The organism is Pseudomonas sp. FP1740 (assembly GCF_030687165.1).
Lineage (GTDB): Bacteria > Pseudomonadota > Gammaproteobacteria > Pseudomonadales > Pseudomonadaceae > Aquipseudomonas.
In genome coordinates this window covers 3,898,728-3,910,808 of record NZ_CP117461.1, presented here as the reverse complement: position 1 = coordinate 3,910,808, position 12,081 = coordinate 3,898,728, and the positions used below count along the sequence as shown (strand labels likewise).

Genomic DNA, 12,081 nt, shown 5'->3' with positions numbered 1-12,081 from the left:
CTCTAGTTATCGATTAAAGCGCTCGACCAATGAGTACTGAGTATTGGCCGTCCGGGTCAATTCCTTGCTTAACTCTGCCGAATGATGGGCCTGCTCTGATGTCTGATCTGCCAGGTGCGCGATGGTGGTGATATTGCGGCTGATTTCCTCTGCAACGGCGGTTTGCTCTTCAGTGGCCGCTGCAATTTGGGTTGTCATATCAGTGATGTTGGCGACCGCTTCACTGATACCTACCAATGCTTTGTCTGCCTCAAGCACCCACGTCACACCTTCTTCGGCCTGACGGCGACCACTTTCCATTGTTTGCACGGCGTTATCGGAAGACATCTGGAGCTTGGTTATCAGGCCATGGATTTGCGTCGTGGATTCAGAGGTGCGCTGCGCCAACTGACGCACCTCGTCCGCCACCACGGCGAAGCCTCGACCCATATCACCAGCGCGGGCAGCTTCGATCGCGGCATTCAGGGCCAGTAGGTTGGTTTGATCGGCAATGCCTTTGATGACATCGACCACGGTTCCGATTTCATTGCTGTCCTTGGCCAACTGCGCGACCGTCTGCCCGGTTTCGCCAACCACTGCGGACAGTCGCTGGATCGCTTCGCGGGTATCTCGGGCCACATCGCGTCCGCGTCCGGTCAGCAAGTTAGCTTCTTGGGAGGCGTCAGCGGTGCGTTGGACATGGCTGGCAACTTCTTGTGTGGTCGCCGCCATCTGATTGACCGCTGCGGACACTTGTTCGGTCTCGACACGCTGGCGATCAAGACCCCGTGAGCTGTCGGCGGCCAATACGTCGGACCTCCCGGCTAGTCCGCTGAGTTGCTCCGCGGTGTCCTGCAGACGTGTAAGACAGGTCTTCAGGCGCGCGGCCTGGCTCACAAAGGCGGTTTCAAGGCGTGCCTGAGGGCCACACTCGTCGCTGTACATTTTCGCGATCAGTTGATCGGAGGTGGAGGGTTCAGCCATCTGTAACAAGCGCAGTGTCCCCTGCTTTTGCCAGCGCGTGACGATCAGTCCGAGCGGTGCAGAGACTGCTGCGGTGATGGCAATGGCCACGAAGGTGTTGAGTAAGACACCACTCAAAGCCCCCGCCAAGCCCATAACCAGGAATGGCAGCCAGCCAAGCAGGGCCGGTTGCCACTTGTCACGCGCGGGGATGGCTGCCTTGCCCTGACTGATGCGCTTGTAGAGGGCTTCGGCGCGGTGAACTTGTTCGGCAGTGGGTTTGACCCTGACCGATTCATAGCCAACCACTTGGCTGCCTTCGAAAATCGGTGTGACGTAGGCATTGACCCAGTAATGGTCACCGTTTCTGGAGCGGTTTTTGACAATGCCCATCCACGGGTTGCCTTGCTTGAGAGCGCCCCACATATGGGCGAATACGGCAGGAGGCACATCGGGATGGCGGACGATATTTTGCGGTGCGCCAATCAGGTCGGCTCTGTCGAAGCCACTGATTTCTACGAAGGCGTCATTGCAGTAAGTGATGACTCCTCGAGCATCTGTTGTCGAGATGAGTTTCTGTTGAGGTGCAAGCGCGACCTCACGTTGCGTAACGGGTTGGTTGTTCCTCATTCCTGCAGCTCCCTGGGTCCGGTAAAAAAGCCATCGGCAGACGCCAGAAAAATGTGAGTAATTTTTTAAAAATATATTTAACAACAATGAGTTACATCAATTTTGCTCGTTGGAAACCGGGTCCGGATTAGATTTTTTTCAGGTCCGTCCTCGACATCCAGTTTTACGCAAGGTTGTAGGAATGGCCTTGTCTACATTACTTGATTGACGTCAACCGCCTGTGTCGGCCTGCGCTGTATTCTGCGCTGAAACCGACTGTTGGTAGCGCAAGGCTTATTGCTCATGACTGAATTGATGCTGACTCACCTCGACTCACTGGGACGCGTGCGAATGGTCGATGTTACGGATAAATGCGTAACGTCCCGAGAAGCCGTGGCTGAGGCATGGGTTCATATGCTTGCCGAGACCCGACAGCTGATTGCCAGTGGTGCTCACCCTAAAGGTGATGTATTTGCGGTAGCGCGGATCGCGGGCATTCAGGCGGCCAAACGCACGTGTGAGTTGATTCCGCTCTGTCATCCGCTGCTTCTGAGCAGTGTTAACGTTGAGTTGAGTTTTGAAGGTGACCAACGCGTACGCATTGTTTCTCGGTGCAAGTTGTCCGGACAGACCGGCGTCGAGATGGAGGCACTGACCGCCGCCAGTGTGGCGGCCTTGACCCTGTATGACATGTGCAAGGCCGTGGACCGGGGCATGAGTATCGAATCGGTGCGGCTGTTGGAGAAGCAGGGTGGTAAAAGTGGCTGGTATCAGGCGCCGCAACAATGAAGCTGAATGTTTTGTATTTCTCGCGGTACCGCGAAACGCTTGGCCTTGACGATGAAACGATTGAAGGTGATTTCACTTCTGTCGATCAATTGCGTCGGCACCTGATACATCGTTCTGGCGTTTGGCAGGTGCTGGCCGAACAGAACCTCATGTGTGCCCGCAATCAGGACATGTGTGGGCTCGATGAGCCGTTGATAGACGGTGATGAAGTGGCTTTTTTCCCAACCGTAACGGGAGGGTGATTCGATGATTCGAGTGCAGACAGAGCGCTTCGACCCCGGCACCGAAATCAATACCCTGCAGGCTTTGAGCCTGAATGTCGGCGCCGTGGTGAATTTTGTCGGGTATGTACGTGACACCAACGCCGGACAAGAAGTCGCCGGGATGTTTCTCGAGCATTACCCCGGTATGACCGAAAAGGTCCTGGGCAAGATCGCTGACGAAGCCCGGCAGCGCTGGCCGTTGCTCGGACTGGTGCTGATCCATCGAATCGGCGCGCTGCAACCGGGAGACCCCATTGTCTTTGTCGGCATCAGCAGCAGTCATCGTCAAGCGGCATTTGATGCCTGTGCATTTGTAATGGATTACCTGAAAACCCGCGCGCCATTCTGGAAAAAAGAACAGGTGGCCGAGAGTTCCCATTGGGTCGAGGCTCGCAACAGTGATCGCGAGGCGGCGCAACGATGGGAGTGACGTTTCCCTCGCGGTGAGTGGAGCGTGTTCAGCTGTATTGAGAGCGAGAATCCCATGCTCTATCCGCTGTTTCTGACGTTGCATCTGTTTGCCGCGCTGATTTTCATCGGCACGGTGTTCTTCGAAGTCCTGTTCCTTGAAAGTATCCGCAAACAGCTGCCCGTCAAGGTCATGTTGCTGCTCGAGCAGGGTATCGGTCGACGCGCACGCACCTTGATTCCATGGGTCTTGCTGGTGTTGTTCGGTGCCGGATTGGGGATGGTCTGGCTGCGCTATTTGCCGGCCCTGGCCACACCAATGGCTTCATCGTTTGGCACGTTGCTGATGTTGAAAGTCGTGGTGGCTGTCAGCGTACTGCTGCATTTCCTGGTCGCCATGTTTTTGTTCAAAAGTGGCCGGATGAGTGCTCGATACCTGCATTTCATCCATGGCAGCCTGTTCTGCCACATGGTTGTCATTGTGCTGTTGGCCAAGTGGATGTTTTACCTGACGTGGTGACTGGACTTGCCTGGTGTCCGTTGCGCGACAAGCACTTTGCTCGCGCTTGATGCAAATCAAGGAGCATGGGTCGCCAGGCTCCGACACTGGCGGTCCGCAGCCAGTCTCGGAGACCCGTTATGCTCAATTCGTTTCACAGCCCTGGAGAGCTGAACGTCCGGTGCGATCAAGGCGTGCTCGACCCCAACGGCCATGTCGACACTGAAAAATTTCACGACGGCATCGGCTCTCTGGATTTGCATCGTGCATTGCGCGTCAGCCGTCAGAAGTGCCGTCCGCTGTCGCTGAACGTGCAACTGCCTTCTAACCTCAAGCGTGCCTTGTGGTCCCCTCGCGAAACTTCATGCGAGCACAGTGGTGTCGAACACTATCTTCAGCGTCTGCAACATGAGATCGACCTCGTCGGTTGTCATCTGGGAGCCGGGCAGCGGGTCGAGCAGTTCCATCTGGGGGGCGGAACACCCGCCATCGCCCAACTGAGACGGCTGATGAATCACCTTCGTGGCCGATTCAACTTTCTTGGACATGAGTGCGGTGACTACAGCATAGAAGTGGACCTTCACCATACGGATTGGTCGACCATGGGCATGCTGCGTGACCTGGGGTTCAACCATGTCAGCATCGGCGTTCCGGACATCGGTGCCGACCGTGCGATGTCGGTGGCCTGCTACCAGAATCCGGCACCGATCCATTCGCTTATCGATGCCGCTCGGACCTTCGGCTATCGATCCATCAATGTCGATCTGGGTTATGGCCATACCTGGCAGACGCCAGAAAGTTTTGCGCTGAAACTGGCGACCATCATCGAACTGGAGCCGGACCGGCTGCTGGTGTTTGACTATGCCCGGCCACCCCAACGCTATCGGCCAAAGGCTGCAGACACAATCGGGGCGTTTTGCAGCGAGGAAGATAAAGGCGCCATGCGCCGGATCTGCTTTGAGCAGTTGATCGGCGCCGGTTATCACTACATTGGCCTGGGGCAGTTTGTCCGGCCCGATGACGATTTGGCGATTGCTCAGGAGCGCGGCCGATTACGTCGCAATTGTGAGGGGTTTACCCGTCACGGGCATTGCGACCATATCGGGTTCGGTTTGGGCGCTATCAGTCAGATCGACGGTTTGTATGCGCAAAACACCGACGAACTGGAACGGTACCAGCAGCAACTGGACATGGACCAACTGCCGACGAGTCGTGGCTGGCGCTGTGAGGAAGGGGATCAGGTCAGGCACATGGTCATGGAGCGCCTGGCGTGTGATCTGGAACTGGATATCCGGGCAATCGAGACGCGTCATGGAGTCATTTTTCGCCAGTACTTTTTCACCGCCTGGCCTGTGCTGGAGCAATTGAACCGTGACGGGTTGATTGAACTGTCTGACCGTTTCATCAGCATTCTTCCGGCCGGTCGGCCGCACGTGGATGCCGTCTGCAACCTGTTTGAAAAGGATTCGGACGGTGCGGGGCATGAACCCCTTTGCGAATGGATTGATCATGACAACTTCATTTGATTTCAATCGCGCCCTGGTCGAAAAGTATGACCTCCCGGGGCCGCGCTATACCTCTTACCCGACCGCGCCGCAGTTTCATCAGGCGTTCGCCGTCGATGACTATCAGCGTGCGGCCTCGGACAGTAACCAGGCGACAACGCCAAAATCGCTGTCGGTGTACATCCACATCCCGTTCTGCAAGAGCCTTTGTTACTACTGCGCCTGCAACAAAATCATTACCCGGAAAACCCACCGCGCCGTCGAGTACCTGACGTACCTCAAGCGCGAGATCGTGATGCAAGCGGCCTTGTTCGACCGCACTCGCAAACTCACGCAACTGCACCTGGGAGGTGGCACGCCGACCTATCTGACCGGCGAGCAACTGGCTGACCTTATGGACTGCCTGCACCAGGCATTCGACATGGATGACAGCGATGACCATGAGTTTTCCATCGAGGTCGATCCTCGCACCATCAGTACGCAGCAGATCCAGTTGTTGCGTCAGTTGGGGTTCAATCGTTTGAGCTTTGGCGTACAGGACTTCGACCCCGACGTGCAGGCAGCGGTCAATCGGCAGCAAAGTGAAGAGCAAATCCATGCGCTGGTCGCCGCGGCGCGCCAGGCGCGATTCAAATCGATCAGTGTCGATCTGATTTACGGCCTGCCATTGCAAACCGTGGAGAGTTTCGATGTCACCCTCGGCAAAATCATCGCGCTGCGTCCGGACCGGATTGCCGCCTACAGCTACGCCCATTTGCCGGAACTGGTGCGCGCACAACGGCTGATTCGTTCGGCCGACATGCCGCCACCGGAGCGCAAACTGGAATTGCTTGAACTGACTGTCCGTCGTCTGACTGAGGCCGGTTATATCTATATCGGCATGGACCATTTTGCCTTGCCGGACGATGAGTTGGCGCTGGCCCGGGCCAATGGCACGTTGCAACGCAATTTCCAGGGTTACTCCACCCACGCCGACTGCGATTTGATCGGTCTCGGGGTGTCTTCCATCGGCAAGGTCGGCGACAGCTACAGCCAGAGCGTCAAGGAGCTATCGCAGTACTACGCCCGCATTGATCAAGGCTTGTTGCCTGTGCATCGGGGTTACCGGTTGAGCGCCGATGATCGGCTGCGCCGTGAAGTGATCAGCGATCTGATGTGCCACGGCCGGATCGACTTCGACAAGTTTGAAGCGCGTCATGACATCTGCTTTACCAATTACTTTGCCGATGCGCTGATGCAACTGGACGAGCATGTTCGCGATGGCTTGCTGCAGATTCACAAAGACGCGTTGGTGTTGTTACCCCACGGGCATTTGATGATGCGCAGCGCGGCGATGGCGTTTGATGCCTATTTGGGCGCTGATCAAAAAGGCCGGTTTTCACGTACCGTTTGAAGTCCCCAATGCTGGCGTCCGCGATGCCAGGAGGAAATGATGAGAACCGAGCTTCAGGATCGTTTGGCGGTGGCTCAAGGCGCGCGGGGTGTTTATGGTCAGGACTGGAAAGTCGATAACGGTTATACCCTGAGCTGAAGAGGTGAACACAAGTGCGATGTGTATTTCGATATTCAGACACAAAATCTAGTGCGACGTACCCTCGGCAAACTCAATCTTGTTGCCCACGTTGTACTTGCCCGACGGCTTGTTCATTGGCAGGCGCTTGATCTCCTTGAGGGTGTTGCTGTCGTAGACGATCAACGCACCGTCGGTGGCCCAGATACTCAGCAGCAGGTAGCGACCGTCGCGGGTGAATTCGACGTGGGCGGCGGTCTTGCCGGGCATCGGGCGCAGGGTGTGGGCGATTTCCAGGGTCTGTTTGTCGATCAGGTGGATCGCATCGTTGTCGGGGCCGAAGAACACGTCGGTCCAGGCATACCGCGAGTTGACGTGGCTGCGCATGAAGAAGCCCGGCCCCAGGGTCGGTATTTCCTTGAGCAGTTTCCAGGTCTTGAAGTCGATGACCGAGATCAGGCCCTTGCTGATGTTCGGCGTGGCGAACACCCACTCACCGTTACGTTTCCAATAGGTCCCGGACCCCAGGTGCGGCATGCCCGGCAGTGGAATGTCGGTGACCGCCTTGCCACTGTCGAGGTCGATCACCTGACCGCCCTTGGCCTTGCGCGATGTCGCCAGCAGCTGCTTGTAGTCCGGTGAAAAGGAAAAGTCGTCCAGCACATCCTCGGCGTGGATCCGTCGCGGTTCGAAATCCGGTGTGCCGGTGCACGGCAGTTCCCAGACTTCCTTCACGTCCTTGAGCGCCACGATGAAGCTGTCCCGTGGCGGCGCGGTGTAGACCGCGCTGACCCGTGACGCGGTGCCGTCCTGGCCGATCGCCGGAATGGTTTTGACCCATGACAGATCACGGGCATCGAGCACCACCAGGTTGCCAGGCAGGTAGTTGCCCACCAGCACCCATCGGCCGTCCTTGCTCACCGCGAGGTTGCGGGTGTTGAGCCCGGCGCGGACCTCGGCGATCAGTTTCAGGTTATGCAAGTCATACAGGCTGATCCAGCCATCGCGAGAGGCCACGTAGACGAAGCGTCCGTCCGGCGAAAACTTCGGCCCGCCATGCACTGCAAAGTGCGAAGCGAACCGAGCCAGCACTTCAAAGCGGTCGCCGTCGAGGATGTCGATGTGATGATCACCGGCTTCCACCACCACAAACAGGTTCAGTGGATCGGCGCGATGCTGGGGCGTGTCGGGCAGTTTGTTGATATCGGCGAGAATCGAATGACTGCCGCGAATGTCATCGTTACTCCAGGTGGGTGGGGTGGTGGGTGGTTGCTGGAGGTAATCCACCAGCGCGTCGATTTGCGTGGCGTTGAACACGTTGGCATACCCGGTCATCTGACTCGCGGGACGACCGTCCTGGATCACGCTGCGGATTTCGTCGGGTTTGATCCGGCTCAGGCTTTCCGGCAGCAAGGCCGGTCCCGTACCGCCGAGACGGTTGGCGCCATGGCAGCTCTGGCAATGCTGTTGGTAGAGATTGACGGCCGCGTCGGAGGGCGGAGTCGATGCACCGGCGTGAGCCGCACCGATCCATAACAATGGGCCAAGCACCATGCGCCTCATATCGCCACCTTGCGCTGGCGTTGCAGCGCTGCGGGGTAAAAGCGCGCCGGGAATTCCTGTTGTTGGGCAGCGAACAGATCGACCACTTTGCCGATCACCGCAAGCGTCGGAATGCCAGTTGGGCATTCCCGCGCCAGGGTCGGCAATTGGTGCAACCTGCCTCGTGCAACATGCTGGTCGGGACGCGTGCCATTGCTGATCAGCGCCGCCGGTGTCTCGGCGGGCATTCCAGCTTCGATCAAGCGCTGGGCGATAATCCCGAGATTGGATAACCCCATGTAAAACACCAGGGTCTGGCTGCTGTCGACGAGGCTGCTCCAGGGTAATTGCAACTCACCATCGTGTTGCAGATGCCCGGTGATGAATCGACAGGAGTTGACCAGATCCCGATGGGTCAGCGGAATGCCAGCGTAAGCGCTACACCCGGAGGCGGCAGTGATACCGGGGACCACCTGGCAGTCAATGTTGCGTTGCAGCAGATACTCCAACTCCTCGGCGCCACGGCCGAAGATGAACGGGTCGCCACCCTTGAGCCGGACTACACGCTGCCCCAGATCGGCGAGGTCGGCGAGTAGTTCGTTGATCTGATCCTGGGGCAGACTATGGCAGCCGCTGGCCTTGCCGACGTAATGCCGGGCGCAGGTGAGGGGGATCAATGCCAGCAGCTCGGGGCTGATCAGGCGGTCGTAAACCACGGCGTCGGCTTGCATCAACAGGCTCCAGGCGCGCAGGGTCAGCAAGCGTGGATCGCCGGGGCCAGCGCCGACCAGGGCGACTTCGCCCGGTCTGAACGGGGACTCAAGTACAGCCGGTAAAATAATCGATGGATGCATGGGACGTCCTTGGTACTTCATCAGGTGGGCCGGCCCCATCCTTTGTCAGATGGCTCGCCAGGCGGGTGTTTCAGTGCATGACGCAAGGGATGGTCGTTAATGGTGGTATGCCGATTTCTTCATCGCTGAGGTGGCATCCGGGGTCCGGGCCCCAGAGATCACCTTCGGCCCAGGCGCGGGTGCGGGTATTGCCGTTGCAGATGCTTAGCCAGCGGCATTGAGCACAGCGGCCACCGACGGCCCGAGGATGCGTGCGCAGTTGCTGCAACAAGGCGTCCGGGCGGTCCAGCCACAGCGTGCGAAACGGCGTGTGCCGGACATTGCCCACCGAGTGCTGCCACCAATAGGTGTCGGGGTGCACTTCGCCGGTGTTGTCGATGTTGGCGATGCCGCTGCCCGAGGCGTTGCCGCCCCAGGCGCGGAGCATGTGTTCCAGGCGCCGGTAATGCTCGGGTAGATGCAGGCCTACCCATTGCAGCAGGAGAATCGCGTCGGCATCGTTGTTGCCGCTGACAAAATCGCTGTCACGACCCCGCTGGATGTCCTCCCAGGCCCGTTCGAAGATCAGCGTCATCGCCTCGCGGCTCATCTGCTGCCGGGCGTCGAGCTGGCGGCTGCGTTTGCCGCGACCGCTGTAGTTGAGGTGCGATAGATAAAACTTTTGCACGTCGTACTCGCGCATCAACGCCAGCAGTTGGGGCAGTTGCGCATGGTTCTCCTGGGTCAATGTGGTCCGTAGACCGACGCGAATGCCCTGTTCGCGACAGAGCCGGATCGCCCGCATGGAACTGGCGAAGCTGCCCTTCAATTGACGGAAGGCGTCATGGGTGGCTTCCAGGCCGTCGATGCTGATCCCGACATAATCGAAATTCGCTGCGCGGATCTGCGCGATGTTCTGCTCATCGATCAATGTGCCGTTGGTGGACAAAGCCACAAAGAAACCCTTCGTGCGGGCATAGGCGCTGAGCACAAACAGATCGTCACGCAGCAGGGGTTCACCGCCGGAAAGAATCAATACCTTCACGCCGGCATCGTGCAGATCGTCGATCACGGTCAGCGCGGCGGGCGTATCCAGTTCGTCGCGAAAGACGCTGTCGGCGGACGTGGCGTAGCAGTGTTTGCAGGTCAGGTTGCAGCGCCTGAGCAGGTTCCAGATCACCACCGGCGGCCGGTTGCTGCCCGGTGGGCTGGTTCTGGGGACGGGCACCTGGCCGGTCAGGGCACGCAGGTATTGGCTGATCCTCAACATGCAACTCTCCTTGAACCAGCGCGTGTTCAGCGTGGCACTGGCGGTAGCCGTAATCCGGTTTTTTTCAGGATGCGACTGCTCACCAGCATCTCGTCGGCGACACAGGCGTCGCCCAGCAAGTAGCGCAGGTGTTCGCGGTAGCTGTCGATTTCCTCGCGGCTGCGACCGTGCACCATGGCGAACAGGTTGTAGCGCCACGCGGTTCGTCGCGGGCGTCGATAGCAGTGGCTGACAAAAGGCTGTGCGCCGATCAGCGCGCCGAGGCGCGGCATGTCGGTGTTGCGCACATCCCAAACGGTCATGCCGTTGTAGCGATAGCCCAGGCGATAGTGGTTGGGGACAGCGGCGATGCGCCGGATCGCGCCCTCGGCCTGCAAGCGCTTGAGCAGATCCAGGGTGGATTCGATGCTCAGGTCCAGCTGTTCGGCGAGCCAGGCCCACGGGTCATCCAGCAGCGGCAAGCCGGCCTGGGTCAGTTCAATCAGCCGGTGCGCCAGGGTGTCTTCAGACCGGGAAGTACAGACCGACATGGTAAGTCTCCTCTTTAGGCACGTTGAGCAGCGGCAAACCGGTCAGGGTTTCGATGTATTGCAAGGTTTTGGTGACGTCTTGTTCGGTCGCGCAGGCGAGCACGAACCACATGTTCCAGGCGTGTTCGCGTCGATAGTTGTGCGCCACTTCAGGCAGGGCGTGCAGTTGCTCGGCGACCTCTTCGAACCGTTCTTCCGGCACTGCCAGCGCCGCGAGGGTGAAGGCGCCACCGAGGCGTTCGATGTCGAACATCGGACCGAAGCGCGTGAGTATTCCTTCACAGAGCAGTTCGTGGAGGCGGTGGAGCAATTCAGTACTGCTGCTGTCCAGTTCGCTGGCCAGCGCCTGCCAGGGGTTACGCACCAGCGGCAGGCCCAGTTGCAAGCGGTTGATCAACCGACGGTCAAGATCATCCATGGGGCTTGGTTCCCGTTGAGGAGGCGGCAAAGCGTCCGCCGCATTGTTTGAAGGCATGGGTGCTGAACAGCAGTTGATGGGGCAGGTCACTCAGCAAGTGTTCTTCCAGCAACGTCTGGATCTGCGCCTCGACCTGCGCGCGTTGGCGTCCGTGAACCATGCAGAACAGGTTGTAGCGCCACTGCGGCAGGCGCCGTGGCCGTTGATAGCAGAGGGTGATACCGGACGCTCGCCCCAGGCGCTGGCCGACTTCGTCGATCAGCGCGTCCGGAACATCCAGCACCAGCATGGCGTTGGCGGTAAAGCCCAGTGCGCGATGGTTGAGCACCAGGCCGACCCGGCGAAACAGCCCCTGTTCGTGCCACTGGTGCATCTGCGCGAGCACCTGGTTTTCGTCGGCGTTTATCCGTTCGGCGAGGGCCTGATAGGGGCGCGAAACACTCGGTAATCCGTCTTCCAGGTGCCTTCGTAAGGCCTGTGTCTGTTCGGGACTCAATCCCGGCTTCATGGGCCTTCTCCCAAGGCAAAACCGAGGTCGATGCGGTAAGCGGTCAACATCGGCAGATCCAGCGGAACAAGGCCGGTTTCGTTCTCAAGTTGTTCGAGAACACGTTCGATGTGTGGGCGATCAGGCCCGGTCAGCACAAACCACAGGTTGTAGAAATGCTCCCGTGCGTAGTTGTGATTGACCTCGGGATACTGGCTGACGCGCTCGGCGACCTGTTGCAGACGTTCGGCAGGCACGGCGAAGGCGGCGAGGGTACTGGCCCCGGCGCGGCGGTGTTCGAACACCGGGCCGATGCGTGAGAGGGTGCCGGCCTGAGCCATTTCTTCCAGACAATCCATCACCTGGGCCTCGCGGCAACCGAGAATCCGGGCCATCTCCTTGTAAGGTTCCGGGCACAACGGCATGCCGTGCTGGAAGCGGTCGATCAGTTGGCGGCTGAGCAGGTCGAGGTTCAT

Annotated in this window: 14 protein-coding genes; 6 read left to right on the top strand and 8 right to left on the bottom strand. The window is 58.8% G+C overall.

What is annotated here, in order from left to right:
* Positions 1-6 precede the first annotated feature (6 nt).
* The gene (locus tag PSH69_RS17500; protein WP_305409243.1) at positions 7-1,572 is read right to left on the bottom strand and encodes a PAS domain-containing methyl-accepting chemotaxis protein; all 1,566 of its coding nucleotides are present in this window, start codon (positions 1,570-1,572) and stop codon (positions 7-9) included.
* A 294-nt stretch (positions 1,573-1,866) separates the two neighbouring features.
* Here PSH69_RS17500 and moaC point away from each other — a divergent pair, with 294 nt between their 5' ends.
* From moaC to hemN, 6 genes are all read left to right on the top strand, one after another.
* Complete coding sequence (gene moaC, locus PSH69_RS17495; RefSeq protein WP_305412846.1) at positions 1,867-2,340, top strand: cyclic pyranopterin monophosphate synthase MoaC; 474 nt, start codon at positions 1,867-1,869, stop codon at positions 2,338-2,340.
* Positions 2,337-2,582: a MoaD/ThiS family protein gene (locus PSH69_RS17490; protein WP_305409242.1), complete on the top strand. Its 246-nt coding sequence runs from the start codon at positions 2,337-2,339 to the stop codon at positions 2,580-2,582. The genes moaC and PSH69_RS17490 overlap by 4 nt, the downstream gene beginning before the upstream one ends.
* Positions 2,583-2,586: 4 nt before the next feature.
* The gene (gene moaE, locus PSH69_RS17485) at positions 2,587-3,033 is read left to right on the top strand and encodes a molybdopterin synthase catalytic subunit MoaE (RefSeq protein WP_305409241.1); all 447 of its coding nucleotides are present in this window, start codon (positions 2,587-2,589) and stop codon (positions 3,031-3,033) included.
* A 54-nt stretch (positions 3,034-3,087) separates the two neighbouring features.
* The gene (locus tag PSH69_RS17480; protein WP_305409240.1) at positions 3,088-3,531 is read left to right on the top strand and encodes a CopD family copper resistance protein; all 444 of its coding nucleotides are present in this window, start codon (positions 3,088-3,090) and stop codon (positions 3,529-3,531) included.
* A gap of 119 nt (positions 3,532-3,650) precedes the next feature.
* Positions 3,651-5,036 (top strand): coproporphyrinogen III oxidase, encoded by a 1,386-nt coding sequence (locus PSH69_RS17475; RefSeq protein WP_305409239.1) that lies wholly within the window; start codon positions 3,651-3,653, stop codon positions 5,034-5,036.
* The gene (gene hemN, locus PSH69_RS17470) at positions 5,020-6,408 is read left to right on the top strand and encodes an oxygen-independent coproporphyrinogen III oxidase (protein WP_305409238.1); all 1,389 of its coding nucleotides are present in this window, start codon (positions 5,020-5,022) and stop codon (positions 6,406-6,408) included. Before PSH69_RS17475 ends, hemN begins: the two co-directional genes overlap by 17 nt.
* Before the next feature lie 186 nt (positions 6,409-6,594).
* Here hemN and PSH69_RS17465 read toward each other — a convergent pair whose 3' ends face one another.
* The 7 genes from PSH69_RS17465 to PSH69_RS17435 form a co-directional block, all read right to left on the bottom strand.
* A complete protein-coding gene (locus tag PSH69_RS17465) occupies positions 6,595-8,088 on the bottom strand; it encodes a cytochrome D1 domain-containing protein (RefSeq protein ID WP_305409237.1) in 1,494 nt (497 codons plus the stop codon).
* Entirely contained in the window at positions 8,085-8,921 is an 837-nt protein-coding gene (gene cobA / locus PSH69_RS17460) for a uroporphyrinogen-III C-methyltransferase (protein WP_305409236.1), read from the bottom strand. Before cobA ends, PSH69_RS17465 begins: the two co-directional genes overlap by 4 nt.
* Positions 8,922-8,991: 70 nt before the next feature.
* Entirely contained in the window at positions 8,992-10,170 is a 1,179-nt protein-coding gene (nirJ, locus tag PSH69_RS17455; RefSeq protein ID WP_305409235.1) for a heme d1 biosynthesis radical SAM protein NirJ, read from the bottom strand.
* Between the two features lie 26 nt (positions 10,171-10,196).
* A complete protein-coding gene (locus tag PSH69_RS17450) occupies positions 10,197-10,700 on the bottom strand; it encodes a nitrite reductase (protein ID WP_305409234.1) in 504 nt (167 codons plus the stop codon).
* Positions 10,675-11,118 (bottom strand): Lrp/AsnC family transcriptional regulator, encoded by a 444-nt coding sequence (locus PSH69_RS17445; protein WP_305409233.1) that lies wholly within the window; start codon positions 11,116-11,118, stop codon positions 10,675-10,677. Before PSH69_RS17445 ends, PSH69_RS17450 begins: the two co-directional genes overlap by 26 nt.
* Positions 11,111-11,626 carry an AsnC family protein gene (locus tag PSH69_RS17440; RefSeq protein WP_305409232.1) on the bottom strand — a complete coding sequence of 172 codons (516 nt, stop codon included), beginning with the start codon at positions 11,624-11,626 and terminating at the stop codon, positions 11,111-11,113. Before PSH69_RS17440 ends, PSH69_RS17445 begins: the two co-directional genes overlap by 8 nt.
* The gene (locus PSH69_RS17435; RefSeq protein WP_305409231.1) at positions 11,623-12,081 is read right to left on the bottom strand and encodes an Lrp/AsnC family transcriptional regulator; all 459 of its coding nucleotides are present in this window, start codon (positions 12,079-12,081) and stop codon (positions 11,623-11,625) included. The genes PSH69_RS17440 and PSH69_RS17435 overlap by 4 nt, the downstream gene beginning before the upstream one ends.